The sequence below is a fragment of the Brevibacillus sp. MS2.2 genome (assembly GCF_013284345.1).
In the GTDB taxonomy this organism is placed as follows: domain Bacteria; phylum Bacillota; class Bacilli; order Brevibacillales; family Brevibacillaceae; genus Brevibacillus; species Brevibacillus brevis_C.
The window spans coordinates 39498-65058 of sequence record NZ_JABSUZ010000008.1; the positions used below are offsets into that span (position 1 = coordinate 39498).

29 protein-coding genes and 1 riboswitch are annotated in these 25561 nt (G+C 47.0%); of the genes, 10 read left to right on the plus strand and 19 right to left on the minus strand.

Annotation, left to right across the window (positions count from 1 at the left end; all coding sequences use genetic code 11):
* Window positions 1-9: 9 nt before the first annotated feature.
* A complete protein-coding gene (locus tag HP568_RS09295) occupies window positions 10-336 on the minus strand; it encodes a YlaH-like family protein (protein WP_048033788.1) in 327 nt (108 codons plus the stop codon).
* 231 nt (window positions 337-567) lie between these two features.
* Between HP568_RS09295 and HP568_RS09300 the strand changes: the two genes are divergently transcribed.
* Complete coding sequence (locus HP568_RS09300) at window positions 568-1041, plus strand: glutathione peroxidase (protein WP_048033789.1); 474 nt, start codon at window positions 568-570, stop codon at window positions 1039-1041.
* A 68-nt stretch (window positions 1042-1109) separates the two neighbouring features.
* Here HP568_RS09300 and typA read toward each other — a convergent pair whose 3' ends face one another.
* Window positions 1110-2951 (minus strand): translational GTPase TypA, encoded by a 1842-nt coding sequence (typA, locus tag HP568_RS09305; RefSeq protein ID WP_048033790.1) that lies wholly within the window; start codon window positions 2949-2951, stop codon window positions 1110-1112.
* 139 nt (window positions 2952-3090) lie between these two features.
* On the opposite strand from typA, the gene HP568_RS09310 reads away from it, so the two are divergent.
* Window positions 3091-3702, plus strand: a complete 612-nt coding sequence (locus tag HP568_RS09310) for a YhcN/YlaJ family sporulation lipoprotein (protein ID WP_173628932.1) — start codon at window positions 3091-3093, stop codon at window positions 3700-3702.
* A gap of 79 nt (window positions 3703-3781) precedes the next feature.
* Here HP568_RS09310 and speD read toward each other — a convergent pair whose 3' ends face one another.
* Window positions 3782-4183: an adenosylmethionine decarboxylase gene (gene speD, locus HP568_RS09315; RefSeq protein WP_048033792.1), complete on the minus strand. Its 402-nt coding sequence runs from the start codon at window positions 4181-4183 to the stop codon at window positions 3782-3784.
* A 322-nt stretch (window positions 4184-4505) separates the two neighbouring features.
* On the opposite strand from speD, the gene HP568_RS09320 reads away from it, so the two are divergent.
* Window positions 4506-5000, plus strand: coding sequence for a GNAT family N-acetyltransferase (locus HP568_RS09320; protein WP_048033793.1), 495 nt, complete (start codon window positions 4506-4508; stop codon window positions 4998-5000).
* Between the two features lie 98 nt (window positions 5001-5098).
* Here HP568_RS09320 and HP568_RS09325 read toward each other — a convergent pair whose 3' ends face one another.
* The 3 genes from HP568_RS09325 to HP568_RS09335 form a co-directional block, all read right to left on the minus strand.
* Window positions 5099-5695: a hypothetical protein gene (locus HP568_RS09325; protein ID WP_048033794.1), complete on the minus strand. Its 597-nt coding sequence runs from the start codon at window positions 5693-5695 to the stop codon at window positions 5099-5101.
* A 346-nt stretch (window positions 5696-6041) separates the two neighbouring features.
* Entirely contained in the window at window positions 6042-6548 is a 507-nt protein-coding gene (locus HP568_RS09330) for a DUF4446 family protein (RefSeq protein ID WP_048033796.1), read from the minus strand.
* Between the two features lie 224 nt (window positions 6549-6772).
* Window positions 6773-7372 carry a hypothetical protein gene (locus tag HP568_RS09335; protein WP_048033797.1) on the minus strand — a complete coding sequence of 200 codons (600 nt, stop codon included), beginning with the start codon at window positions 7370-7372 and terminating at the stop codon, window positions 6773-6775.
* Between the two features lie 231 nt (window positions 7373-7603).
* On the opposite strand from HP568_RS09335, the gene HP568_RS09340 reads away from it, so the two are divergent.
* Window positions 7604-8239: a YktB family protein gene (locus HP568_RS09340; RefSeq protein WP_048033798.1), complete on the plus strand. Its 636-nt coding sequence runs from the start codon at window positions 7604-7606 to the stop codon at window positions 8237-8239.
* Between the two features lie 84 nt (window positions 8240-8323).
* On the opposite strand, the gene HP568_RS09345 is transcribed toward HP568_RS09340, so the two are convergent.
* The gene (locus tag HP568_RS09345) at window positions 8324-9283 is read right to left on the minus strand and encodes an NAD(P)H-dependent flavin oxidoreductase (protein WP_048033799.1); all 960 of its coding nucleotides are present in this window, start codon (window positions 9281-9283) and stop codon (window positions 8324-8326) included.
* A gap of 167 nt (window positions 9284-9450) precedes the next feature.
* On the opposite strand from HP568_RS09345, the gene HP568_RS09350 reads away from it, so the two are divergent.
* On the plus strand, window positions 9451-10923 hold the full coding sequence (locus HP568_RS09350; RefSeq protein WP_048033800.1) for an aminotransferase class I/II-fold pyridoxal phosphate-dependent enzyme: 1473 nt from the start codon (window positions 9451-9453) through the stop codon (window positions 10921-10923).
* Between the two features lie 120 nt (window positions 10924-11043).
* On the plus strand, window positions 11044-12981 hold the full coding sequence (locus tag HP568_RS09355; RefSeq protein WP_048033801.1) for a beta/alpha barrel domain-containing protein: 1938 nt from the start codon (window positions 11044-11046) through the stop codon (window positions 12979-12981).
* A 67-nt stretch (window positions 12982-13048) separates the two neighbouring features.
* On the opposite strand, the gene HP568_RS09360 is transcribed toward HP568_RS09355, so the two are convergent.
* The 5 genes from HP568_RS09360 to HP568_RS09380 form a co-directional block, all read right to left on the minus strand.
* Window positions 13049-14941 carry a TolB family protein gene (locus HP568_RS09360; protein WP_048033802.1) on the minus strand — a complete coding sequence of 631 codons (1893 nt, stop codon included), beginning with the start codon at window positions 14939-14941 and terminating at the stop codon, window positions 13049-13051.
* Window positions 14942-15048: 107 nt separating this feature from the next.
* The gene (locus HP568_RS09365; protein ID WP_007723214.1) at window positions 15049-15174 is read right to left on the minus strand and encodes a GapA-binding peptide SR1P; all 126 of its coding nucleotides are present in this window, start codon (window positions 15172-15174) and stop codon (window positions 15049-15051) included.
* A 118-nt stretch (window positions 15175-15292) separates the two neighbouring features.
* Window positions 15293-16090 carry an alpha/beta hydrolase gene (locus tag HP568_RS09370; RefSeq protein WP_048033803.1) on the minus strand — a complete coding sequence of 266 codons (798 nt, stop codon included), beginning with the start codon at window positions 16088-16090 and terminating at the stop codon, window positions 15293-15295.
* A gap of 109 nt (window positions 16091-16199) precedes the next feature.
* Window positions 16200-16499, minus strand: coding sequence for a DUF3055 domain-containing protein (locus HP568_RS09375; protein ID WP_015892160.1), 300 nt, complete (start codon window positions 16497-16499; stop codon window positions 16200-16202).
* A 78-nt stretch (window positions 16500-16577) separates the two neighbouring features.
* A complete protein-coding gene (locus HP568_RS09380) occupies window positions 16578-17126 on the minus strand; it encodes a MarR family winged helix-turn-helix transcriptional regulator (RefSeq protein ID WP_048033804.1) in 549 nt (182 codons plus the stop codon).
* Between the two features lie 180 nt (window positions 17127-17306).
* Here HP568_RS09380 and HP568_RS09385 point away from each other — a divergent pair, with 180 nt between their 5' ends.
* Window positions 17307-17735 (plus strand): DUF1885 family protein, encoded by a 429-nt coding sequence (locus tag HP568_RS09385; RefSeq protein ID WP_048033805.1) that lies wholly within the window; start codon window positions 17307-17309, stop codon window positions 17733-17735.
* 113 nt (window positions 17736-17848) lie between these two features.
* Complete coding sequence (locus HP568_RS09390) at window positions 17849-18487, plus strand: glycoside hydrolase family 73 protein (RefSeq protein ID WP_048033806.1); 639 nt, start codon at window positions 17849-17851, stop codon at window positions 18485-18487.
* A 112-nt stretch (window positions 18488-18599) separates the two neighbouring features.
* Here HP568_RS09390 and HP568_RS09395 read toward each other — a convergent pair whose 3' ends face one another.
* The 5 genes from HP568_RS09395 to dapD form a co-directional block, all read right to left on the minus strand.
* The gene (locus HP568_RS09395; protein ID WP_007723202.1) at window positions 18600-18962 is read right to left on the minus strand and encodes a DUF4912 domain-containing protein; all 363 of its coding nucleotides are present in this window, start codon (window positions 18960-18962) and stop codon (window positions 18600-18602) included.
* A gap of 112 nt (window positions 18963-19074) precedes the next feature.
* The gene (locus HP568_RS09400) at window positions 19075-19674 is read right to left on the minus strand and encodes a hypothetical protein (protein ID WP_048033807.1); all 600 of its coding nucleotides are present in this window, start codon (window positions 19672-19674) and stop codon (window positions 19075-19077) included.
* 275 nt (window positions 19675-19949) lie between these two features.
* Window positions 19950-21083, minus strand: a complete 1134-nt coding sequence (locus tag HP568_RS09405; RefSeq protein ID WP_048033808.1) for an N-acetyldiaminopimelate deacetylase — start codon at window positions 21081-21083, stop codon at window positions 19950-19952.
* A gap of 3 nt (window positions 21084-21086) precedes the next feature.
* The gene (locus HP568_RS09410) at window positions 21087-22301 is read right to left on the minus strand and encodes an aspartate aminotransferase family protein (protein ID WP_048033809.1); all 1215 of its coding nucleotides are present in this window, start codon (window positions 22299-22301) and stop codon (window positions 21087-21089) included.
* Between the two features lie 14 nt (window positions 22302-22315).
* Window positions 22316-23026, minus strand: a complete 711-nt coding sequence (dapD, locus tag HP568_RS09415) for a 2,3,4,5-tetrahydropyridine-2,6-dicarboxylate N-acetyltransferase (RefSeq protein WP_007723196.1) — start codon at window positions 23024-23026, stop codon at window positions 22316-22318.
* A 91-nt stretch (window positions 23027-23117) separates the two neighbouring features.
* A riboswitch (Lysine riboswitch) is annotated at window positions 23118-23307 on the minus strand.
* Between the two features lie 139 nt (window positions 23308-23446).
* On the opposite strand from dapD, the gene HP568_RS09420 reads away from it, so the two are divergent.
* Entirely contained in the window at window positions 23447-23887 is a 441-nt protein-coding gene (locus tag HP568_RS09420) for a flavodoxin (protein ID WP_048033810.1), read from the plus strand.
* Between the two features lie 68 nt (window positions 23888-23955).
* A complete protein-coding gene (locus tag HP568_RS09425; RefSeq protein ID WP_048033811.1) occupies window positions 23956-24504 on the plus strand; it encodes a GNAT family N-acetyltransferase in 549 nt (182 codons plus the stop codon).
* Here the strand turns inward: HP568_RS09425 and HP568_RS09430 are convergent.
* Entirely contained in the window at window positions 24482-25324 is an 843-nt protein-coding gene (locus tag HP568_RS09430; protein WP_173628933.1) for an EcsC family protein, read from the minus strand. The genes HP568_RS09425 and HP568_RS09430 overlap by 23 nt on opposite strands.
* Window positions 25325-25346: 22 nt before the next feature.
* Window positions 25347-25541: a hypothetical protein gene (locus HP568_RS09435; protein ID WP_235617508.1), complete on the minus strand. Its 195-nt coding sequence runs from the start codon at window positions 25539-25541 to the stop codon at window positions 25347-25349.
* Window positions 25542-25561: the final 20 nt, after the last annotated feature.

Consider the following 25561-nt stretch of genomic DNA (forward strand, 5'->3'; position numbering starts at 1 on the left):
CGGTTCTCCTCACTTTCGCCCAGTTTGCTCCGGCTTGATCCGTACCTTTACAATCACGAGAATCGCGATCGCCACCATCATTGCACTTTTCACAGGAAGCTGCACATCCAGAATAGCGAAAATGAGAGCTCCGGCAAATAAAAGGATGTACAAGAGCACGTTTTTCAAAATAGGCATACGAATACGGGTAGCAAAGCCAAGATAATAGACAATAATTAATTCCACAAACAAAATCCAAGCCCGATATTTATCAGCCCATATGCGAAAGCTGTCATATGCTGTGAGCTGATCTGGATTCGTTGGCACATAGGTTGATGCGATTTGTATCCAGTCCATCACTTATCTCTCCTGTCTTCAAGCGGTGAAACCTCTACCGCTTCACATGCCACCTCATAGGCGGAATGAAACGAATAGTCACTCCTTTTTTCTTAGGAAAACGCTATCTTTCTTACTTTATCAGGTGGTGGATTCTGTGTCAAAAAACGGTAGGCTCTTCCATGTAGCTAGCATGAATTTCGCGGTACATGCTATGATGAGGATATGTCAGTAGAAAAAGGTGGGAATAAGATGAGCTTGTATGATATTGCCGTCAAAACGATTTCCGGTGATGAAAAGACATTAGCCGCCTTCAAAGGGCATGTCCTGCTAATCGTAAACGTCGCCAGCCAATGCGGCCTTACCCCTCAATACAAAGGGCTACAGGAGCTGTATACGCGTTATCAGGATAAGGGTCTCGTCGTTCTCGGCTTCCCTTGCAACCAGTTCGCTGGGCAAGAGCCAGGAACAGAAGAAGAAATCGCAACGTTCTGCGATCGAAATTACGGCGTAACGTTCCCGCTGTTTGCAAAGATCGATGTCAATGGTCCTGGTACTCACCCGTTGTATCAGTATTTGAAGGAGCATGCCCAGAGCGATGAACATTCAGATATCGAATGGAACTTCGCCAAATTCCTCGTGGATAAAGACGGTCATGTCGTAAAACGCATCAGTGCTCGTACTCAACCGGAAGAACTCATCTCTGATATTGAGAGTCTGTTGTAAAAATAAGCCCAAACAAAAACGCCACTTCATCCCCAACAGGATCAAGTGGCGTTCTTTTTCTTTCTATCTTACGCTTGCGGTTGTGCTTCATAGCGTCTTTGCTTCTCATAGCGCTCACGATCTGATTTGTTCAGATATTTTTTGCGCAGACGAACGGATTGAGGTGTTACTTCGCACAGCTCATCGTCGTTCAGATATTCCAGTGCCTCTTCCAAGGACAACATGCGAGGAGCCTTCATTTTGACAGTCTCATCCTTGGTCGCAGAACGTACGTTGGTCGCATGCTTTTCTTTACATACGTTAACAACAAGATCGTTGTCACGGTTGTGCTCGCCCACGATCATGCCTTCGTATACTTCTGTACCTGGGTGAATGAACATGGTTCCGCGATCTTCAACGGACATCAAGCCGTACGTGGTAGCTGTTCCTGTCTCGTGGGAAATGAGTACCCCTGCGTGACGTCCTCCTACCGCTCCTGGTACAAGTGGACGATAGCTGTCGAAGGAGTGATTGAGAATACCGTAACCGCGAGTAATCGTCAAGAACTCTGTACGATATCCGATCAAACCGCGGGATGGAATAATGAATTCCAGGCGAACTTGTCCAAAGCCGTTGTTGATCATGTTAACCATCTCGGCTTTACGTTGACCCAATGTCTCCATTACTGCCCCTGTGTATTCTTCAGGCACATCAATGATCAGCAGCTCAGCCGGTTCCATTTTTTGTCCATCGATCATACGAATGATAACCTCAGGCTTGGACACACCTAGCTCAAAGCCTTCACGACGCATGTTCTCTACCAAGATGGACAAGTGCAATTCACCGCGTCCAGAAACCACATACGCATCTGGCGAATCTGTTTCATCTACACGCAGAGATACATCTGTCTCCAGCTCAGCCATCAGACGATCACGCAGCTTGCGGGAAGTCACGTGCTTACCTTCGCGACCAGCAAACGGGCTGTTGTTCACAAGGAACGTCATTTGCAGGGTAGGCTCGTCAATTTTCAAGAGTGGCAATGCCTCTGGATGGTCAACGTGGCAAACGGTTTCCCCTACGTTGATATCGTCAATACCCGAAATCGCTACGATATCTCCTGCTCGTGCTGTTTTTTGCTCAACACGTTGCAATCCGGAGAAACCGAACAGCTTTTGAATCCGTGCTTTTTTCACTTCGCCTTCGCGGGTAGTGACAGATACCATTTCATTCAGGTTCATGGTTCCGCGATAGATGCGGCCAATCCCGATACGACCCAAAAAGTCGTTGTAATCCAGCATGGTTACTTGCATTTGGAGCGGAGCAGATTCGTCTGCGTCAGGAGCAGGCATATGCTCTACGATGGTGTCAAACAGTGGGCGAAGGTCGCCTTCCAGCTTATCTGGCTCAAGTCCTGCAATCCCTTGCAGACCGGAAGCATATACGATTGGGAATTCCAACTGGTCTTCCGTCGCATCCAGATCGATGAACAGGTCGTACACTTCGTTGATAACTTCTTGAGGACGTGCATTGTCGCGGTCAACTTTGTTCACGACAACGATAGGGGTAACTTTTGCTTCCAGCGCTTTTTTCAATACAAAGCGCGTTTGTGGCATACAGCCTTCGAAGGCGTCGACGATCAACAGAACGCCATCCACCATGCTCATGATACGCTCAACCTCGCCACCGAAGTCAGCATGGCCTGGTGTATCCAAGATGTTAATTGTGAAATCCTTGTATTTAACAGAAGTGGTTTTCGCCAGGATCGTAATTCCACGCTCGCGCTCCAGGTCGTTAGAGTCCATCATTCTCTCTTCTACCTGTTGATTCGAGCGGAATGTGCCCGATTGGATCAAAAGTTTGTCAACCAGCGTTGTTTTTCCGTGGTCAACGTGGGCAATAATTGCAATGTTGCGTATGTCAAGACGCTTCATGTGAACCTCCTCTATTATGCATACCTTCCATATTAACAGGTAGTGAAACGCGGCACAATGGGCAGTTTTTTACGGGAGCCACTTCCTGAGTAAGAGACTTTAATTTCGTCATACTAAGGAAAATGGAGGTGGCAAACGTATGGAACGGTACGGCCCGAAATGTTTGGTTGGCTTGCTAATGATTGCAACCATGATGAGCGGATGCGCAAGCTCGAGCAGCCATCCAAAAAATCAAGCGCACACACAAAGTACCACCTATCAGCAGGCCCCAGGTGCTAGGACAAGCCTCGCTCATGATTATCATGCCTACACTGGCGGAATCAATGCCCGCAATTATCGAAACGGATATACGGTTAACGGTTTTAATCAGGATTTGGCTGAACAGCTCACCATGGTCGCAGATGACGTGCCTGGTGTGGAACGTGCTACTGTTCTCGTGAGTGGCACCGATGCGGTCATCGGAATTCGTGTTCGGAAAAATTTTGGCCCTGAACAAACGCGCATAATCGAACAGCAAGTCCACTCCGCCGTTCGTTCACGCGTTCCCAATTTCTCGATCCAAGTAGCATCCGACGCAGCCACATTTGACCGGATTCGTGCCATCCATGCAGATATTTATGAAGAAGCGACGCATCGGACCAATCAAGTTGATGTGAGACCCGACATGAAAAGCCAGATCACCAATACATCCACGGAATTTCGTTCTCTGCTCCACGATATTGGCCGCAGAATTCCTACTGTCACTCCATAATGACAAATATGAAACGAAGTTCCATATAAAAGAGGTGCGGAATCAGCCCGCACCTCTTGAAAACTTTTCCATTTGTTACTTACTTTGTCGCTTCAACCAGTTTCATTTCTGGCTCAACAACTTGCAGTTCACCCAAACCACGAACTAATTTCTTCGCGTAAGTTTTTTCCGGCTTCAGCACGGATACCAAGTAGTCGATGGCGATTTGCGGATCAACGGTTTCCCCACACGTGTAGCAATCCAGAGCAGCAAAGCCGCGCTCAGGATACGTATGAATGGACAGGTGGCTTTCCGAGAGAAGAACCAGTACGGTAGCACCCTGAGGAGAAAACTGCTTCGCTTGCACACTCAGTACCGTAGCACCGCATGCCTCAGCAGCCTCAATCATTTCCTTTTTCAAAAATTCTGCGTCGTTCAACAAATCAAACTGAACTCCCCATGTGTCAACAGCAACGTGTCTTCCGAAAGTCGAATATTCCATCTTTCGGTTCCCCCTTCCTAACGAGTGTAATGTTAAACATCGCTAGGACCTGCGTCATTCACTAACGGGGGCGGTTTCCGTTGTTATCCACCCTTTAAAGTGAATCCTGGTTCCTAATCCTGTTTCCAACGAAAACAACAATACCATGCATCGGCCTAGTTTGACAATACCCTTTTTCAATAATCTATTAAGAACACTATAAATAGGCTGACGGCTATTCTACAGGATGGAGAGCAACCACTTGCTACAAGTGGGCTTTCACATGCTGTGAGTTATGTTACACTTTCAGAAATGAACCAGAATGGAGAGGATCGCAAAGGAAATGATTACTATCCGTAATGCCAAAGCAGAAGATTTGCCAGCACTGATCGCCATCGAGCACCTTTGCTTCTCACCAGATGAGGCTGCGACCCAGGAAGCATTTGAGAAGCGTATTCGATTGATTCCTGACAGCTTTTTTGTAGCGGAAGCGGATGGGGTCATTGCGGGTTTGGTCAATGGACCCGTCGTCGAATCCACCTTCATTACCGATGATCTTTTTCAAACGATTAAAGAAAACCCGGCATCTGGCGGCCATCAAACCATTTTAGGATTAGCGGTTTCTCCCGCTTTTCAAAATCGCGGCATTGCCTCCAAGCTCCTCGCACACCTGGAAGCATCCGCAAGAGAGTCCGGCCGTGAGACGATCACGCTTACTTGTAAGAAAAATTTGATTAGCTACTATGAAAGTCATGGATACCTCAACAACGGTGTTTCCAGCTCAGATCACGCTGGTGCAATTTGGTACAATATGAGCAAACCATTACAATTGCGCTAAGTGAAGCAAGAAACAACAAAAGCGGGAACCTCTTGTTAGTAGGAAACCCGCTTTTTGTTATTTACATAAAAAAGGGCGCCCAAAGCACCCTTTTTTCACTAAACTTCTAATTCATATAACCGCCGCGATAACGTTGCTAATCGAACATCAATTGCTGGAAGTTTTTCCGGGGCAGTTCTCTTTGCCCAATTACGCAAATCCAGCCATCGGTCCGTTTCTTGGCGTATGGACTCAATCTCCTGCTCGCTGCCATCCTGCTGGAACAACGCCTCCAGCTCATTGGTCATGTGCAGAGAGTTATTTTCAAAGATGGACACTTCCTCGTCTCCGGTTAGCTCCTGAATGCTCACAACCGATCCTTGATCGTAGTGATACACCATTGTGAAGCCGTCATAAATCCGATGGACGATTCCATAGCCTCGGAACGCTTTCATTGCTTTTCTCATGGCATTTGCCAGTTGCCGATCTTGGATCAGATACGAGCTGTCGCATGAGTAGCGGCTGCCAACCCGACAAAAACTCAATTGAATTTCGCCGTTCTTGTCATTCAAGATTACGTCACGATCGCCATTGTCACACACTTTGACTTGGACTGAAATGTGTTCATTGGTGAAAAGCGAAACGAACTGGTTCAGCTCTTCTTCATTCACCGTAAAATAGGCCTTGGCGTAATTAGTTGCTAAACGCTGTGCCATAAATATCTCCTCAATTCTTTTGGTTTGCATGGGCCGAGTACGACCGAACAGTTATCCAAATCAGAGGAGATACGCTAAGTGTCAACAAAAGAACGCTGTAGAACCTGGCCTTGCCCCGCGAATCGAAAATCGATTTGGGTAATGAAGGCGGATCACCTACTTTTTGTTTTTCGCAAAAAAGCCATTTTTGACATCTTTATTATACCTCAGATGCCATCAAAAGTCTTGAGGAAAATGGCGATGAATTTTAGCAAAAAACCGGAATATCCGCAATCAGACGCAGAGAAATGAAAAGAACTCCCTGATTCATTCATATGCTTGCTGTTTCATTGAAATTCAGAGGGACTTATATCCCTGCGGTTGAGGTCATCGCTTTTTTGATCGCAGCCTGTTCTTCTTCAGACAAATGGTAGCTCGATGTCCCTTGCTCAAGCGGCTTGGCATACACACGAGATTCTTCTCGTCCAAAAATGCTGGTGATCACGACGCCGTTCCCAGCGTCATCTGTTACCGCCAACGAAAAGCTAAGATCACTGCCGACATCCCCGAAAGCATTGTAACGGATAATCGCTATTTTGCCGCATTGCGCTGCCATTCGTTGTGACAGACGATTGATGGCAAACTGCTGATCACTGTGCTGCTTTTTCATTTCCTCTACCTGATCCAGCAGTCTGTGCAAGCCTTCCTCGAGATTGGCTCCTCCCGTCCCTGTCATAATCCGGTTGATTGATTTCCTCAATCGACTAATCCGGACAGACTGCAAAATCACGATCCATAACAGGATCAGTGTCAATGCGATGACGGCTAAAAGCAGGATCGCTACATTGGGGATTTGTGATAGGAATGCTTCCAAAACTTTTCTTCCTTTCCGGCGTGTGCGTAAATATGCTGTCAAAAACCTTCTTTATTGTACAACCGCCAGGCCTCCCATTCAAACAAGTCTTTTATAAAAACAACAATTACTAATAAGCGACTTGCAACCAAAAAAAGCGACACCCTCATTTGTTGAGATGTCGCTTTTTCATTCCGTATTGGTTTGTGTCAAACTCATCGTCCTTTGGCTATCCTCCAGTCTGCCTACGCTTCCAAAAGCAACATTTCCCGACGGAGCTGTTTTAATCGCTCTGTGGACTGTTTCATTTGACTTTGGTCTTTGGCTTGCATCGCGTCATACAACGTCGCCAGTTCATAATCCAACTCCAGACGGAGCACCGGGATGCGTTCTTCCGAGTCACGTCGTTTCATCGCGGCAATTACCTGATCCATCGTTACATTGCAAAATTTTTCATAGATCACTTTTTTCTCAGCTCCTTTTAATTCCACTATTCTGATAACTTCTCCGTACTGGATTTGCTTCAGCAAGACGCACTCTTCAAAAGTGACCTTGATCATGGCATGCCCTTTTGCCCGCTCTACGAAGTGGTACAGTACGAGTGCCACCCGAGAATCATTGACAGGAATGCCTGCAATGTGCAGCTTATAGGACCCGTTTAAACGCTGCATTTTCCAGTCGGATCGGCCATCTGTGGTGTTCACGAGGAGGTGAAACTGCTCGGGAGATTCTTTCCACGTGACGCTCACCCCTGCTTCCACCAGGGCCTGCACCATCGCGTGCAATGTTTTGCGGTCAAACCAAACTGCCAAATGAAAATACTCCAACTCCATGCCGAGATTCATCTTCTACAGGCTCCTCCCGTTGACAGAATACTCAGATATCACTTTTGCCGCAAGGGAGTGAGTGGTATATCATATTATTCAGGCTTTGGTTTTGCTATTCATAAAACTCGGCATGTATTTTTTTCCTGGATGGTATGATATCATATGGAGGATTCCAAGCTCCCTTGACGGGGACGATCGCCCTTTTCTTTCCAGTGGGGGTCGATGATGCTTAAAAGAGGTGTTTGTTACATGCCAACGTTTCCAGGCTTTCGTCAAGAAGATTTTGATGTTTTTGCCATTGATGGACTGGATGCTCGGATGGACGCGATCAAAACCAATATCCGTCCCAAATTCGAAGTACTCAGCCAGCACTTTGCGCCTTTTCTCTCCGTAGCAACCGGGGATGAAATGTTTACGCACATAGCAAAACATGCACGCCGTACGGTGAACCCACCAGCTGATACGTGGGTTGCCTGGGCTAATGATAAACGCGGTTACAAAAAACACCCGCACTTTCAAATCGGCTTGTGGGGAACACATTTGTTCGTTTGGTACGCAGTAATCTACGAGTCTCCTTCCAAAGAGCTGATCAGTCATGCGTTTAACAAGCGTTTAGATGAGGTCATCGCGATGGTTCCGGAGCATTTTCACTGGTCTCCAGATCATATGCAACCAGCAAGCACGTCTCAAAAAGAGCTGGGCACGGCTGGCGTGAAAAAGTTGGTGGACAGGCTGGCACAGGTAAAAAAAGCGGAATTGCTCTGTGGAATTACTATTGACCGTCATGATCCAATCCTTGCAGACGGAGAAGCATTGGTGAGTCGTCTCGAAGAAACATTTGGCGTATTGAGCAAGCTCTATTCATTAGGAAATTCTCGTGGATAGACCGCCTCCCGCTTTCTTTAGTTAAGTTATATGCAAAAGAACAGGTCCGCTTTCATTTGAAAAACGCAGGCCTGTTCTTTTGTTTTAAGAAAAAGACTGCAATCGGTCCAACGACTTGTTCACATCGCCAAACATGCGGTCAAACAATTGTTGGACACTTGGCACATCATCAATCAATCCAATAACCTGACCAGCCCAACCAAAGCCACGCTGGCTGTCGCCCTCATAAATAAATGTGCAATTGTTCGCTCCACTGATAAGACTCTTTAACTGCTCGTAGCCTGCCCCTTCTTTTTCCAATTGAAGAATGTGATCAGATCCTGGTGTGCGAACGACTCTCGCAGGTGTTCCCAGTGTGCGCTTGATAACTGCGGTATCGTGCTCGGTTCCAGCAACCAACGCCTCTTTGTAGGCCGAATGTGCATGAACACATTCTTGCGTCGCAATAAATCGCGTCCCCATCTCTACACCTTCTGCACCAAGTGCAAGCGCTGCCAAAATTCCCCGACCATCACCGATGCCACCGCTAGCCAATACCGGAATTTTCACGGAATCTACCACACGCGGAATCAAAACAAACGTCCCGATATCATCTCGTCCCAGGTGCCCCCCGCCTTCTTGACCGACAGCCATCACAGCATCCGCACCAATCGATTCTGCTTTTTGTGCTTGGCGAGCAGACGCAACCAAGACAAGCTTTTTGATGGGATGACCATCGAGTCTGCGCAGCAGCGGCTCTGGATTGCCTCCTGTTACCGAAACAGCCGTCACTCCTTCTTCAATCGCCACATCCAGCATTTCTTCATACGGCCGACCGTGTTGACCAATTGCATAATTCACACCAAATGGTTTATCCGTCAATGCACGGACCTTGCGAATCTCCTCCCGCAGTGCATCAGCCGATGGCAACGACATAGCCGTAATTTGTCCGAGTCCCCCGGCATTTGACACAGCCGCAGCCAAGTCTGCGTAAGCCAAATAAGCCAAGCCACCTTGAACTACCGGATATGTAATTTGAAGTAGCTCCGTTACTCTCGTTTTCATCCTTATTATCACCTCGTGTAAATGACCTTCTCGGCTTACAGGCCAAACTCCTGCCACCACTCGCGGACATGAATAAAAATTCGCTTGCTTTCCCCCCCTATTTTGCTATACTCAATTTGTTTGTTTTTCCCCTTATTATTCTTGATTAGTAAAGTGAGGCGATCGTAGTGAGACAAATGAAAACTCCTTTGTTCAGCGGGTTGTTGGAGCACGCCAACCGGAACCCGATTCAATTTCACATTCCGGGCCATAAGAAGGGTATGGGTATGCATCCGGCATTTCGCGAGTTCATCGGGGACAACGCTCTTTCGATAGACCTCATCAACATTGCGCCATTGGATGACTTGCATCACCCGAAGGCAATGATTAAAGAAGCACAAGATTTGGCAGCCGAGGCATTCGGCGCTGACCATACATTTTTTTCCGTGCAAGGTACAAGCGGTGCCATCATGGCAATGATTATGGCGACCTGCAGTCCTGGTGACAAAATTATCGTACCGCGTAACGTACACAAATCGATTATGTCGGCGATTATTTTCGCTGGAGCAATCCCAATCTTTATTCACCCTGCCATGGACGAGCGTCTGGGTATTTCTCACGGGATCACAGTGAAGGCCGTACAAAAAGCATTGGAAGCTCATCCTGATGCTGCTGCCCTGTTGGTGATTAACCCAACGTACTTCGGTATTGCAGGTGACCTGCGCGAGATCGTGCGGGCTGCGCATAACTATGAAATTCCTGTCTTGGTAGACGAAGCTCATGGTGTGCATATTCATTTTCATGAGGAACTGCCGATTTCGGCCATGCAAGCAGGTGCCGACATGGCAGCGACCAGCGTACACAAGCTGGGTGGCTCTTTGACCCAAACCTCGATCTTGAATGTACGGGAAGGGCTCGTCGATGTCGATCGGGTGAAAACGGTCATGAGTATGCTCACGACGACTTCGACTTCCTACATCTTCCTCGCGTCTTTGGACATGGCGCGTCAGCATCTGGCCCTCAACGGGAAAATGCTCGCGGATCAAGCGATGGAACTGGCAGCAAAAGCACGTGATATGATTAACGAAATCCCGCGCATCTACTGCGTTGGCAAGGAAATTCTTGGAAAGCCTGCGACTTTTGCGATGGACCCAACCAAGCTCCTCATCCACGTACGCGATCTTGGAATCACTGGATGGGAAGTCGAGAACTGGCTGCGTGACAAGTACAACATTGAAGTAGAGATGAGCGATTTGTACAACATCCTCTGCTTTGTTACTGCGGGAGATACGGAAGAATCCATCCGTACGCTGGTAAATGGCTTGCGCGATCTGTCTGTTGAATTTTCGCACGTACAAGCAGAAGATAAGCCTACCATCTCATTGCCGAATATCCCTGTGCTGTCCACAACTCCTCGAGATGCATTCTATGCAGAAACAGAGACGATTCCGTTGGTGGAAGCAGCAGGTCGAGTCATCACTGAGTTCATCATGGTGTATCCTCCAGGCATCCCGATTTTCCTTCCTGGAGAGGTCATCACTGAGGAAAATATCGCGTACATTCAGGAAAACATCCGAGTCGGATTACCCGTACAAGGCCCTGAAGATGAGACACTAAAAACGATTAAAGTCGTAAAAAGACAAACCGCCATTTCTGGCTAACCGATCTGAACCGAAAAACGGCTGCCTCTTTCACGAGAGAGCAGCTTTTTTTATTTTTTATGCAAACATTTTGAGATAAGATGGAATTAGGAAAAATCAGGAAAGGTGGGTGGTGCTGCCATGCCAGACTGGTCGTATCAAACGATGTTTCGGCCACTTCTCTTTCTCATGCCACCCGAGCGGGCCCGGTCTATTACCTTGCAGTCAATCGGGACTTTGGCAAAAATTCCGGGTGGTTCGCTCATCATCGAATGGATGGGACATATGGAGCCTCCCTCCCAGCTCTCCCAAACAATTGGTCCAGTCACGTTCCCTACTCCAGTCGGGATGGGTGCCGGATTAGACCTGGATTGCATCGCCATTGAAGCGCTGTCCAAATTCGGCTTCGGGTTTCTAGAGCTGGGACCTGTGTCCAAAGAACCGATTGATTCTCTCGGCACCGTTCAACGTGACATTGCCGCGATGAATATCCACTATTCAAATCCATTGGTAAATAATGGTATATATACCCTTCAGAGGCGCCTGGAGGGAGCTACTGGCATCAAAATTCCTCTCGGAGTCAGATTGGCCTGCCAACCAAAAGCCAGCCTGAGAGAAGCCACAGAAGAGCTTCAGGAGCTAATCGACAGTTTGGAGCGTTTTTGTTCGTTTTTCACTATTGATTCGCGGGCGAATATGGGACAGCCAGAATGGAGCCATACAGCGTGGAAGGAACATTTTTCCTGTTTGCGTAACCATACGGATATGCCACTCTTGCTGGCGCTCCCCCCGAGCCTGACAGATGCGGAAGCACTCCCGATTCTTACCGCGGCAAAAGAAGCAGGACTAAACGGTCTAGTTGTCGCAGGAGGCACGATTCAGGAAGATTCACCATGCGCGAATAACTCTGTTTACATCACGGGGAGGAGTTCACACGAGCAAGCTGTCAAATTTGTCTCCTGGGCACGGGAACAGTGGTCAGATGCCCTTATCATTGGATCAGGCGGCATTCTGGAGCCACATGATGCTTTGACCCTTCTTGCCGCGGGTGCCAATTTTGTGCAATTGCACAGTGGCTTGGTCTATTCTGGCCCTGGCTTGCCAAAACGAATTAACGAAGCCATTTTACAAATACAACCAGGCACTGACCCGCCTCAAGAAAAACGATCTACTTTTTTATTTTCTTCTTGGATATGGGGAATCTTGTTGGGCGTGGGCATGATGTTCGGTGGGGCACTTGCTTGGATGGTCGCCGCAACAACCGTCGTCCTCCCCTACGACGAACGCTTCCTCGAGATGTCAGCCGACCAACTTGCGCTCTTAAATGCGCAAATCCTCTCTTTTATGTCACACGATCGGATTAGTCTGGCAGGAACGATGATATCCATAGGAATTTTGTACAGTCAACTGTCTTATCATGGCCTACGCAAAGATATTCACTGGACGCGAACCATCTTGCTTATCTCCGGTACTGTTGGATTTTCCAGCTTCTTTTTATTTATTGGATACGGGTACTTCGATTACTTGCACGCGATTTTAGCGCTCGTGTTGTTCCCCATGTTTTTGCTCGCATTACGAACACCTGCAAAGGTTCATTTGACTCGCCTACCGCCTCAGCTTCACAACGATCGGGATTGGCGAATGGCTCTATGGGGACAATTGCTCTTTGTCATCATCGGATTTGGTTTGACAGGGGCTGGTATCGTTATTTCGATCATCGGCGTCACAGGTGTCTTCGTTCCTTCTGATCTCGTCTTTCTCTGTGTGTCTGCAGATACCTTGCAGTCTTACAATGAGCGATTAATTCCGGTCATTGCTCATGACCGCGCTGGCTTTGGAGGGGCATTAGTTTCGAATGGCCTGGCTGTCTTGCTGATCAGTCTTTGGGGTATCAGGAGAGGAGAAGCGTGGATTTGGTGGACATTGTTTTTAGCAGGCATTCCAGGCTTTGTTTCCGGCATAGGCATACATTTTACTGTTGGGTATGTCGATTTTATTCATCTCTTGCCCGCTTATGTCGCCGTCATTTTCTTTCTCGTGGCACTCGTACTTTTGAAGCCGTATTTATGCCGGACATAAAAGAAAACAGACGAAAGAATTCCTTTCGTCTGTTTTTTTATAAAAGCATGACGACTATTATGCAGAATCAGTCTTCGTCTTCTTCATCATCGTCATCATCATCGCCCGGAGCGAAGGCTACCGTGTATACATATGGATCTTTATCACGCTTATCGACCCAGACAACGCGATTTCCACCGATGCGGACATTTTCCATCTCCGCATCATCATCCCACTCAATATCGCTATAGGAATCCTCTTCGAAATCATACAGCTCATAGTAGAATTCCTTGCCTTTTGTGGACAGACGATTGTCTTCATACAAAATCATATTGCGTGAAGCCTGTGGATTTTTCTGGTCACCATCCGCATAACGAAGCAACGGATTGACTCTTTGACGGTCGATGTTGTAATAGTACAAATCCCAACCGGTTTTGGAATTGCCTGTATCTTCGCTCCAAACAACGAAGCCATCGCCGATTTCTGCTTTCTCTACTTTTACGTTATCGCGGATTTCAGTCTCATCATCTTCTTCGATATCGTAGAGAACGATACTTGCGCTCTTTGATCCTTCTTCCACTACCCAGGAAGCGTAGTTTTTGTAAATATCAACACTTAATGGTTCTTTTCTTACCGTCGTAACTTCCGTATGCTTTCCAGTCGATAGATCTGTGATAATCACTTCTGATCTGCCAGCGGTATTCACCCATAACAGACGCTCTCCGTCAATCTCATACAGCTTCTCACTCGGTTCTTGATCATCATCTTCATGTGTGATCTGCTTCTGCGTATCCTTACGAATATCGTAGGAGAAGAGTGCATCTTCATGCTCGTCATACCAGACAACATAACGCGAGCTTACAACAGGGCGAACAGAATCATGCTCTGGATTACTGACGACTTTCCCTTTTTTATTTTCGACATCATAGAAAACGACCGTATTATTTTTTTTAGACTCGGTTACGTACGCCACATAACGATCATGAGCACTTGGCTCCTTTGGTTCCCCGCCTGCATTACCTATCGGAACTAATTCCTTTTCGTCCAGGTCATACAGGTGGAGTTGGAGCTTTTTGTTACTGTCTTTTTTCGCGAATAGGACGAAATCGCCATAAATTTTCGGTCCGGTCTCACCGTACAGATTGCTCGCGATCTTTTTACCAGACTTATTGCCAAGCTCACGATATTTCAAGTCATTATTGTCTGAGTAGACATAATCCTCTTGATACAAATGTACGTTTTGCTGTTCGTTGCTGTCATCGGTCAATTGCTTAATTCGACCGTTGCTGATGGAATAGGAATAGAGGTCTCCAGCCGATTGGTGCTCATACACGATTTGATTGGAGAAAATGCTAGGACGCCCTTGATCCCCTTTAGCAATGACGGCAGCCTTTTCCTCTTTTGCTTTGATGTCATAGTAATAAATGTCATCATTGCCATTACGATCATCTTCCCAAGCAACATAACCGCTGCTTACCACCGGGTTGCTTGCTTTTCCACTCGCAGATACGATTTCTGTATCCCCAGTAGAAATTTTATGTAGATAAACATCGCCGTTGTCTGTCCAAACAACATTTTTATCAGCAATCTCCAGTCCATCGACCGAAGCAGAACCACTTGTCAAACGGATTTCTTTCTCTTTTACTATGTCATACAAATAGACATCTGAGCCGCCATCACGGGAATCCATCCATACGACGTAATCTCCATCAACCTTTGGATTTGTCTTCTCAGATTCCTTGTCACCTATTTCGTTCTGGTTACCTTTAGCGAGGTTGTAGAGTGTTACTCTTTGCCCCCCCTCAACAATCCATACCGCATATTTTTTTGCTATATCATATCCTGCTGAGGATATTGATGGCTGACTACCGTCTATTTTTTCTTCATCACCAATACTGTAAGCAAGCGCTGGTGTCCCGCTCCACAGAGATGTGACCAAAAGTGCAGCGGCCAGCATTCCCTGTATCGGTTGTCGCTTCATGACACAATTCCTCCTTTTGCAACAATTCTCACACTTCTCCATTATCCTCCATACGAAAAAGGTTGTCAAAAAAAACAGGCCTCAATATAGGCCTGTTGACTATTTCTTTATTCTTTTTCCTGTCTTTCACCAGGTCGGCAGTCACAGTTGCATACCGCATAAAGCGTTTTCACTGAATTACATTCAAAATGCTCGATGATGGTTCCGCAAGTCTGACATACGATAGTTCCCATCTATGTCCCCTCCGCATTCAATTGATTCACATATCCCTACAAATGTTATGTTACATTCATCTTAATATGCTACACCATTCGGAGTCAAGATGCATTTGTTGATAATTAGTATGTCACATTAATGCGGAATATTCTCATTCAGCCAGTTCACGATTTTTTGCAAGACTTCTTCCTTTTCAGGCTCATTCAAAATTTCGTGCCGCAAGCCCGCGAATCGTTCAAACGTTTGTCTGTCTGGAAGGCCCACGGTAAACTGTTCCACTGCATCCGCATCTACCAATGTATCAGCACCAGCCTGTAAAACAAGGACAGGATGCTTGATTCGATTTCTTTCCTCCCACGCCTTTTCCATAGAACGGTTCAATTCTGTGAACCATCTGACACTTACCTTGGAATAATTGAGCGGATCGTTCTGATAAGCAGCCTGAACAGCTTCGTCACGCGATACCATGTCGGGAGTGATTCCATTCGGCATGACAAGTGTTGGCCAGACCCGATCGAGAAATTGTGCCAATTGCTCCTTCCACGCCGGTACAGTCAGTTTCAGTTTCAAGCACGGAGATGTGAGAATTAACCCCGCCAGCTCTTTGCTCCGTTCATCCGTCTGAATAAAGCGAGTCGCGATGAGCCCCCCCAGACTATGCCCCATTAACAATACAGGCTTCTCTCCTAACGTATCGGCAAGAGCGGTACTCGTCCACTCACGTACACGGGACAAATAGTCTTCGAAGGATTGAATATGCCCCCGTCTCCCTGGAGAGCGCCCCCAGCCCGGCAAATCTTCCGCATATACGTCCCAGCCCGCCTGATTGAAATAAGCCGCTACATGCTCATAGCGTCTATGATGCTCTCCCGTTCCATGGACGAGAACAATCGCTCCCCGAGAATTTTTGGCCGACCATTTATGTACACCCATTCTCCCTGTTCCTCCTACCGGCTGATTTCTTTCGATTATACTAAAAAACGGAAGGCCGTATTTTACGAAAAAAACCAAAACGAGCAGAAGATAAACTTCTGCTCGTTACCTAATACTGATTTTCTTCAAATGGAATGGATGGTAAATGTTCCTGAAAAAACTCAGCAAGCGCGACTGCCTCGTTCTCTGAATCCAGCCTGAAAATTTTTTGCAGGTATCCTGGATTCACCGCATCTTCCGAACTGAGAAGAGTCGATTGCCCTGTCTGCATACAGATCACCAACGGCTTCCCATAAAACTTGTGTGTAAAAACCATGCCAAAGTCGTAGCGTGTTCCCTCTGAAATAAAGCCAAGGAAACGTACATTAGCATTCTCCGAAACGTCGTATAAGTGGTCGTAGTGCTCCATCAGCAATCCCTCCTCAACAGTATTTTGGCCTCCGAATTTCGTGAAATATTCGGATTATTCACTAGTATAAGCGAAATATCACGTTTTTGCCACCCAAATAGCATCATTTACCAGACGCGTTGGGTTAATGACCCTGTCTTCCCCTTCTTGAATCCATCTCACTTTTTCTGCACCATGCAACGATTGCGCGACAAAGGAGAGACATTCAAAGAACAGTTCAACTACTGCTGTACTGTATCGTTCCTCCATTTTCTCCAATGCATACGTCAATCTAAAAATATCTGGTACACTTCTTCGACTGGCTTCCAATACTTCTTTGCCTTTTTCAGTCGGGTATACGTGAACCACACGCCCATCCAACTCCGACTTTTCGATCGTCACCATGCCTTTCTCCATTAATTTCTTGATATGAATGACAATCGATGAGGGATGCCAGAAGGTCCAATCTGCAATTTGCGTGACGCGTACACCTTCATAACAGTAGATGATCCAGAGAATGTTTAACTGTACAGAGGAATCCAATTCGGCTTCCTTCGCTGCCCGCTCCCAGTCTTCTTTGTTCACCACATCGATGGCGCGCATGGTGTTTAAAGCTTCGAATACGTGTCTAATTGAGGCCTCCTGCATGCGTATATTCCTCCATGATTCTTTATCGTTCATCTAACGGCATATAAATATGATATATATTTTACACTTTTCAGAAAAAACACGCAATTGTTTTCGGTCGCCAACTGCCTCATTGCCAAAGAGTGGAAGACAATGCTACACTTAACGCACAGAATACCGGTACTAGGAGTGAGTGCAGTCGTGAAACTTCAATCCGCCTACATCTATTTCGTTGATGGTTCTACCGCAGCATCTGTAAGTATTGATGACGTGAAAGCCAAGTTTACGCGATACGTTGACATGACCTCAAAAACAGGAAAGCAATTGGGCTGGAGCTATGCTGACGCCGCTTTCCCTTACACCCTAGAAGAACGCCCTGAAGGAGTCGACTCGTGGTTCCTTCTCAAAGGAAAAGATCCAAACATGTACAAAGCTATCGTTGTTGGCGTCGGGAGCAAAAATGAAAACGGTTCCGAGAAGCACTACATACAAGTGTCCCTCCCTGAATCGGCCACGCACGGCGATAAAAACAAGGCAAATGAATACTGTCGATACTTGGCACGTGATTATAAAGCAGAGCTCCACCTCTTCAACAAGCGCATTCAATACTTCCAACCTCGAAAGCCATAAACAAAAAAACGGAAAAACAGTCGAGAAATATCGACTGTTTTTTCATGTTCAGGCCTATTCCCCCTGACCTCTTTTTTTCATACGAATAACAAAAAGAGGAAAGGGGTGTGCTTATGGATGCGCAAGCATTTATTCAGTTGGTTGCTGACCACGCCAGAAAGTCTTATCTGAACCATCGTATATTCCCCTCCATTATCATAGCGCAAGCCATACTCGAGTCAGGTTGGGGTAAAAAAGTACCTGTTGACCCAGCCACTGGGACATTCTCGTACAACCTCTTTGGAATGAAAGGAACGGGACCTGCCGGCTCTGTCACCATCGAAAGCAAAGAGGTAGAAAACGGAAAGACAGTCACACGTACCTCCCAGTTCCGCGCTTACGAAAATTACCAGCAATCCATGGAAGACCATGCCCAGTTTTTACGTAAGCCCGCATACAAAAACGTGCTGGCAGCAGCTACTCCCGCACAAGCCGCACAGGCTTTAGAAGAAGCCGGCTACGCTACCGATCCTGCGTATGCAGAAAAGCTGACGCGCCTCATTCAAACGTACAACTTATCTCAGTACGATCCATTCGCCCCAGAAGAACCACAATCGTTTCCTCCCTGGAAATTGGAGCTGGGCAATCGTGCGTTACAAGAGGGCTTGCTGACCTCGCCTGAATGGCTGAAGAAGTTAGACGAACCAATGCCAGTATGGGCTGTTTTAGCGGTTGCCCTGCGACTGTTAGACAAACAGCGAGAGAACCCATAAGTGTACGAATATAAATCAAAAGCCCCATTGCCACAAGCAAATCTCGTGGATAATGGGGCTGTTTCGTATAAAAATGCAGTTGCCTCAGTCGTACGTTGCTTGAGCACGTTGATCAAATCATTTGAGACCTGGACAGCGAATAAAACCTTCCGTCCACCATCCGAATTCCCAGATCGACGCAATATTCCAATCCTTGCGTCACTCCGTACAAAATCCATTCGGAAGAACGGTGGTTGATATCAAAATCAGTATAAAGGTCAGTGCCATCATTTCGGATCTCTTTGCGGTACGTCACATCAAAAAGGCGTAGGACAAAAGGCAGTTCAGCAAACGGAATAGCAAACTTTCGCTCTATTTCTTGCTCGAACTCCTTCGTCATGCTCCACTCTGCCTGAATGGATTGCTCATCTTTCCAGGCAATGCGTATACTCGGGCCTTCTACATCTGTGGACGATCGCGGGGGATTTGTCTCCATTCGCTCCCATCGTTCCTTTCTTTCATGTACTTGCTATCACCAATCATATTGGCTTTTCCCTATATTATAGCACGGGGACATGCGAAGTGGAAACGCATCCAAGCCATAATTTTTAACGCCCAACTGTAAATGTATTTTCACCCACGGTTACATAAGAAGTAAATTTCTCGGATTTCATTTGAACTTGTACTTTATAAGTGCCGTATGCTTCGAGTTTTGTAGATACAAAAGGCTCAGAAAAATAGAAGCTGTTTGCATTTTGAGTGGAGTATTTCCATTCTTTCCCTTTAGACACTTCTTTGCCGTCCGGTCCGACCAACACGAGTTGCATACGCAAGTCTTTGGCTACAGGCGCGTCATCAACCTCTACGAACACGTTAAACGTACGAGGCACATTTTTGTCGCTGTATCCTTTGACAGGGTTGCTGAAAACGACATTTTTATTGCGGGTCTGCTGAATTCCTTCGACCACAATAATATTTACGTTTGGCTTAATCACTTGCAATTTGCCAGATTGCTGATCGTAATCAGCAAAACCACCGAGCTTGTTCACTATTGATTCTACCGATTCGGCCTTGGATGCTGGCATTTCACTCGCTACGGTTTCCGCACCGAAAAATACGCGCATCGCACCCTCTCCCAGCGCAGTAGTGCTCCCCACCCCTGCTGCTACAGTCAACGCCAACAAGGCCGATAACCATGCTTTTTTCATGTCAATAATCCTCCTGTATGTGTGCGCGGCAGCGCTTGTTTTTCCGGAATTTCTTCTCCCTAGTTTATACGTTTGGAAAAGGAAATAGTTGTGCTGCCCTGATAAGTTTTTTCAACAATATCCACATTATCCACAAGCACAAAAATCTTAGGAAGAAAGACTTATGCACAGAGATGTTAGTAACTACTCCTTACTCTTGACGAGAATACGGTTGGGAATGACACAGAAAAAAGAGCGGCTTTCCAGCCACTCTTTTTTTTGCTCCTGACACCCTGCTACTCCTGTTGCGAAAGCCATGTAAAATACCGAGAGACCAGTCGAACGGCAACCTCGATCGCATCTTCGTTCGGCTCCAATTTGGAATGGTGCAAGCCATACGGCGTTTGCACTCCCAGCCAGAACAAAAAGCCGGGAATTTCTTCCAAAAAGTAACCGAAGTCTTCTCCAGTCATGGCTTCTTTGCAGGTGATGAGAGTTACATCTTCACATTGTTCCTGTACCCATTGCATGAAGTCTGTCGTTAGCTGCTCCTCGTTGTAAACCTGGCAGTAGCCAACCCCGTAGTCAATCGTTGCCTGGCAATCAAAGCCTATTTCCACTCCCTTTACGAGAGATTCAATGCGGCTCTTGACGATTGCCATCGATTCCATCGAAAAGGTTCGGATGGTCCCTTCTAGCCTGGATTTCTCTGCGATGATGTTCTGCTTCGTCCCGCTCTCCAGCTTGCCAATCGTTACGACGGCGGAATCCAATGGGTCCATATTACGCGAAATAATCGATTGAAGCTGTGTCACAAGATGGCTCCCTGCAACCACCATGTCATTCGCCTTGTGCGGGAAGGCTGCATGCCCCCCTTTGCCTACCAAATCAATGTACAACTCAGACGTGTTGGCAAACAAGATTCCTGGCTTCGTCGCAATATGACCAACTGGATATTCTGGCGCAATATGCAGGGCAAAAATGCAGTCCGGTCGCCACCCTGCAAACTCTTCACTTTCCATCATCGGCTCAGCACCGCCAGGACCTTCTTCTGCTGGCTGGAAGAGGAACAGCAAATCATCTGCTATCGGCTGCTCGGTAAAATGCGTCAGGAGACCAAGTGCAATTGCCATATGCATATCATGCCCGCAAGCATGCATGTATCCTTCATGAAGCGAGCGAAACGGATAGGACGTTTCCTCTATGATCGGTAGGCCATCCATATCCGTCCGCCAGGCAATGAATCGTTTTGGCTTTGTTCCTGCCAGCTTGACCAATATGCCTGTCCGCCACGTTTTGATCTCGATTCGCTCTTGGGGCAGCTTTTTCAAATAGTCGAGCAAGTATTGTTGCGTCTTCACTTCAGCGAAGCCTGGCTCCGGTATTTGGTGCAGGTCTCGGCGAATTTGTGTAAACAAGGAAGTCGTCATGGCCTACGCCTCCTTTTTCGTGCCTGTTCTTGCTGTTAATTGTTCCTCAAACACAGCAAGGAAACGGTCCACATCAGCTTTTGTCAACGTCAGAGGTGGAAGCAGACGAACAATCGTTTTCTGCGTCACATCAACGAGAATTCCTTCGTCAAGCAATGCTTGCTGCAAGTGACTTACCTCCTCCGGGGTGGAAGAGAGCGGAATTCCAACCATCAAGCCTTTTCCGCGAAGGGATTGCAGCTGATCTGGAAGACGAGTTCGCAACGCTTCCAGGCCCGACCACAGGTACGCAATCACTTCTTCTACGTGAGCGATGAAGGCTGGATTAAGCAATTCGTCCAACACGACATTCCCCAGGGCAGCAGACAGTGGTGATGGTGCGAATGTCGTTCCATGATCCCCCGGTTTGAACTGGTTCATCAGCTTTGGACCAGCAATGACACCGCCGAGTGGAAGCCCTCCCCCTATGCCTTTGGCGAAAAGGATCAGGTCTGGCGTTACGCCTGCATGCTCATAAGCAAACAACTTTCCAGTTCTGCCCATTCCTGTCTGGATCTCATCCATGACAAAGAGCATACCTTCTTGTTCACAGATCGCAGCTACCTCTCGCAAGAACGCTTCCGTTAATGGCACGACACCGCCGGAACCCAAGACTGGCTCCATGAGGACCGCAGCGGGCTTTGCTTCCTGGCAAATCGCTCGCAATCCTTCCGTATCCTCCACATCCAGTTCATACACTGGAAAAGCCGGCTGAGGAAAGTCTTGATAGATGTGAGCCTGCCTCGTCAAACGCACTGCTCCGAGTGTTCGCCCGTGAAAGCTGTTCCGTAAGACAACGATGCCTTCACGACCTGCCCCCTCGTTTTTCGTCCATTTGTGAATCAGCTTGATCGCAGACTCTGTAGCCTCTGCACCAGAGTTGGTGAAAAACACTTTTCCACTAATGCTGTTCGCAACCAAACGCTCGGCCAAACGAATAGCCGGCTTGTTTAAAAATACATTGGAAATATGCAAGAAGCGCTCTCCCTGCTCACGCAGAGCCTGTACAATGCGCGGATGAGAATGCCCCAGAACGTTTACCGCGAGTCCGGTAAACAAGTCGAGATAGCTCTTCCCGTTCGTATCGTACAAGTAATTTCCTTCACCTTTTTCTATGGCAATCGGAAGTCTTTTGTAAGAGGAGACGATATATTGTTCATCAAGCGAACGCCAGTCCATGTGCACTCTCTCCCTTACAGTTGACGTAGCTCCTGCTTGATCTCTGTCTTGGAACGAGTTTTTTCATCGATTTGCTTGATCACGCGTGCAGGCGTTCCCGCAACTACTACGTATGGAGGTACATCTTCAATCACGACAGCACCCGCTGCAACCACAGCACCTTTTCCTACACGTACACCTTCCAGAATGACAGCATTTGCTCCGATGACAACATCATCCTCGACAACAACTGGCTGTGCAGATGGCGGCTCGATAACACCCGCAATAACCGATCCGGCGCCGATGTGGCAGTTTTTCCCGATGGTTCCACGTCCACCTACTACAACATTCATGTCGATCATCGTACCTTCACCGATCACTGCACCGATGTTAATGGAAGCACCCATCATGATGACCGCATTGTTACCGATTGTCACTTGGTCACGAATAATTGCGCCTGGCTCAATACGCGCTTGAATCCCTTTGGTATCCAGCAATGGAATAGCGGAGTTGCGGCGGTCGCTTTCTACAACATAATCTTCAATTTTGTCTGCGTTAGCAGCAAGCACTGGCTCAATCTCTTTCCACTCACCAAAAACAACACCAGTAGGACCAGTAATGAAGGCTTTGGAGCTCGCACCGAAGTCGATTCCCTCCAGGTTCCCTTTCACATATACCTTCACGGGTGTTTTCTTTTCGCTTTTTTGAATAAACGCGATAATTTCGTTAGCATCCATCATGTTCATAGTTACATCCTCCTCAAGATAACAGCATGGTAAATCAAAAAAAGCAATGAGTGCATTCGCTATCTCATTGCTCTTGATACTACATAAGCAAATCATAAATAGCGCTCCACAAAAAGACTTGAGGTCCCTTGTGACAGGATGTTCATTTTTCATGAGACACCCCAGCCTGTGCTACGTAGGGGCATAGCATAAGCTTCGGCGCTTTAGCCTTTCTTCCTTCTCCTGCCCCCTGGCAGATTGCGAAAAGACTTACTCTTCTTCGGCGCACCTCTATTTAGAGTACATTATTATAATTTTATTTAACTCTACCAAAATCAATGAAACGTGGCAATAAGAAAAAAGTTATTGACAACGATTCTCATTTTCATTATTTTATTACTGAGAATGATACTCATTATCTAAATGGAGGTTTTACGTTTTATGAGCATTTTGATGGTATACGCGAGCATGACAGGGAATACACAGGAAATTGCTGAAGCAATTGCAGAAGGTATTCGTTCAACTGGTGCTGAGCTGGAGATAAAAGAAGTAATGGATGCGAACGCAAAAGAACTAGAATCTTACGACGGAATCTTGCTTGGTGCCTACACATGGGGCGATGGCGAACTTCCAGACGAATGCCTGGATTTTTATGAGGAAATGGACGATATTGACCTCAGCGGGAAAAAGGTCGTTGCTTTTGGCTCTTGCGACTCCGCTTACGAGCATGTCGGTGCAGCTGTTGATATTTTGCTGAAAAAGGCGAGCGAGCGTGGTGCGGAAACTCCTCTGGAAGGTTTGAAAATCGAGCTTTCTCCTACTGCAAAAGAAGTGGAAACTTGCAAAGCATTTGGGGTATCGTTTGCTGAATTGCTCGGCTAATTGATGTTTCCCAAATAATCTGGCACATGTTATACTATCAATCCAACTTTTTAAGGAGGATTGATCTCATGACACTACATACGGACGAGATTCTCTTACGGCCTCTCCAACAACAAGACGCAGCCGAGCTCCTAGAGCTTCGGCTGCGTAATCATGACTTTCTCCAACCATTTGAACCAATCCGCCCCTCTTCCTTTCTGACCCTCCCAGGACAGCAAGAACAGATTTCACAAGCAGAGATTGATTTTGAACGCGGCACAGCCTATGCTTTCGGCGTATTCAGCCGCGAGGCCAAAAAGATGATGGGACGTGTAGCCTTATCGAATGTCGCCCGCGGCGCGTGGCAAAATGCAACGATTGGCTACTTTATGGATCAGTCTTGCAATGGCAAAGGCTATACGACATCCGCAGTAAATCTCGCCCTTCATTTTGCATTTTCTGATGCTAAACTGCACAGGGTACAAGCTGCTGTCATGCCTCGCAACCAAGCTTCCATTCGCGTCTTGGAAAAAAATCGTTTTCGCCAGGAAGGACTTTCGTTACGCTATTTGCAAATTAACGGTGTATGGGAGGACCATCTCCTCTACGCTCTTACTATTGAGGAGTGGTCTCAGTAATTTCCTCGCTCTTTTCGCTCTCACGCAGCCGCTCCAGGATGCGCCGTTTGCGGTACAACATCATCCCCGCTTCGGCGACATCCTGTACGGTTGAGCGGTTCAAATACGCCCCGAACAAAATACCTGCAATGGGCACCATTTGAAATAACTTTTTCCACCCAAAGTTTTCTGTGTACGTTACCACGACTTCACGCCATCCCTGCAATTGCGCCATTACCTCTCTCTGTGCATTTGGATCATCAAAGCGAGAGAGCTCAGCGAGTATCGCTTTTTTCCCTACGATGTCGGAGGAAGCAAACTGCAAGCATTTGACGACGAACAACCGCTCCCTCTTCTCTTCAGGTCGATAGCCATAGGCAAGAGCCATCTCTTGTAATACTTTTAGGGATGTCCCCATTAATAACGGGATATCGATCGCGAGGGTAAAAATCCCTCCGAAGCCAGTCGTCGCACCTTGTACCGTGGCAAAATTCGCTCGTGAATCCTTTAGCTCCATAGCGACATCATTCATCATCGTAAGCGGTACAGCGGCAATCTCCGCCTTGCCAATAACAGATATGCCCTGTCCCTCTAAGCGTTTACCAAACCGCTTGTAAATCGGTTCATCCTGCACCAAATAAGTACCACCTGTCTCAAGAAAAGCTGCCATTTCATCTACGGCTTTTCCCAGCTTCTCTTGAACGAATGCAGGCGTAATCCGATCCAACAGAACAAAAGGAAGTCTGCCAAGCTTTTCCCAGAACCACAAGTCGTTCTGATCCTTCTCCCAAGCCTCCACTTCACGTAATGCCGTAACTAATGTCTCCCTGGACTCCCTCAAACCCAATAACCTCCCTGGCTGCTCACTCAGATTCTCCTCGCCTCCACTGACATTGGTTGCGCAAGATGGACTTAATGTAGTCCTGCAACTCTTCCGATGAGGCGTGACGGACAAATTCTTTTTTATTTCTTACGATTCCCAGCTTCAAATGTTTCACTTCCTCTCCTTCGATCCGAAACCCGAACTTTTCCAGGATCGCCTTCTGCTCATTTGTCACAGGACTTCCTCCCCTTGTAG

Bases quoted from the DNA above. Each gene is read 5' to 3' on its own strand.
- HP568_RS09355 (WP_048033801.1), top strand. From the start codon at position 11,044: ATGCCAGACTGGTCGTATCAAACGATGTTTCGGCCACTTCTCTTTCTC.
- dapD (WP_007723196.1), bottom strand. From the start codon at position 23,026: ATGAACATGATGGATGCTAACGAAATTATCGCGTTTATTCAAAAAAGC.
- HP568_RS09295 (WP_048033788.1), bottom strand. From the start codon at position 336: ATGGACTGGATACAAATCGCATCAACCTATGTGCCAACGAATCCAGAT.
- HP568_RS09410 (WP_048033809.1), bottom strand. From the start codon at position 22,301: ATGGACTGGCGTTCGCTTGATGAACAATATATCGTCTCCTCTTACAAA.
- HP568_RS09400 (WP_048033807.1), bottom strand. From the start codon at position 19,674: ATGAAAAAAGCATGGTTATCGGCCTTGTTGGCGTTGACTGTAGCAGCA.
- speD (WP_048033792.1), bottom strand. From the start codon at position 4,183: ATGGAATATTCGACTTTCGGAAGACACGTTGCTGTTGACACATGGGGA.
- HP568_RS09405 (WP_048033808.1), bottom strand. From the start codon at position 21,083: ATGACGACTTCCTTGTTTACACAAATTCGCCGAGACCTGCACCAAATA.
- HP568_RS09335 (WP_048033797.1), bottom strand. From the start codon at position 7,372: ATGAATCTCGGCATGGAGTTGGAGTATTTTCATTTGGCAGTTTGGTTT.
- HP568_RS09340 (WP_048033798.1), top strand. From the start codon at position 7,604: ATGCCAACGTTTCCAGGCTTTCGTCAAGAAGATTTTGATGTTTTTGCC.
- HP568_RS09310 (WP_173628932.1), top strand. From the start codon at position 3,091: ATGGAACGGTACGGCCCGAAATGTTTGGTTGGCTTGCTAATGATTGCA.
- HP568_RS09320 (WP_048033793.1), top strand. From the start codon at position 4,506: ATGATTACTATCCGTAATGCCAAAGCAGAAGATTTGCCAGCACTGATC.
- HP568_RS09390 (WP_048033806.1), top strand. From the start codon at position 17,849: ATGGATGCGCAAGCATTTATTCAGTTGGTTGCTGACCACGCCAGAAAG.
- HP568_RS09425 (WP_048033811.1), top strand. From the start codon at position 23,956: ATGACACTACATACGGACGAGATTCTCTTACGGCCTCTCCAACAACAA.
- HP568_RS09360 (WP_048033802.1), bottom strand. From the start codon at position 14,941: ATGAAGCGACAACCGATACAGGGAATGCTGGCCGCTGCACTTTTGGTC.
- HP568_RS09380 (WP_048033804.1), bottom strand. From the start codon at position 17,126: ATGCAGGAGGCCTCAATTAGACACGTATTCGAAGCTTTAAACACCATG.
- HP568_RS09325 (WP_048033794.1), bottom strand. From the start codon at position 5,695: ATGGCACAGCGTTTAGCAACTAATTACGCCAAGGCCTATTTTACGGTG.
- HP568_RS09375 (WP_015892160.1), bottom strand. From the start codon at position 16,499: ATGGAGCACTACGACCACTTATACGACGTTTCGGAGAATGCTAATGTA.
- HP568_RS09300 (WP_048033789.1), top strand. From the start codon at position 568: ATGAGCTTGTATGATATTGCCGTCAAAACGATTTCCGGTGATGAAAAG.
- HP568_RS09420 (WP_048033810.1), top strand. From the start codon at position 23,447: ATGAGCATTTTGATGGTATACGCGAGCATGACAGGGAATACACAGGAA.
- HP568_RS09395 (WP_007723202.1), bottom strand. From the start codon at position 18,962: ATGGAGACAAATCCCCCGCGATCGTCCACAGATGTAGAAGGCCCGAGT.
- typA (WP_048033790.1), bottom strand. From the start codon at position 2,951: ATGAAGCGTCTTGACATACGCAACATTGCAATTATTGCCCACGTTGAC.
- HP568_RS09345 (WP_048033799.1), bottom strand. From the start codon at position 9,283: ATGAAAACGAGAGTAACGGAGCTACTTCAAATTACATATCCGGTAGTT.
- HP568_RS09370 (WP_048033803.1), bottom strand. From the start codon at position 16,090: ATGGGTGTACATAAATGGTCGGCCAAAAATTCTCGGGGAGCGATTGTT.
- HP568_RS09365 (WP_007723214.1), bottom strand. From the start codon at position 15,174: ATGGGAACTATCGTATGTCAGACTTGCGGAACCATCATCGAGCATTTT.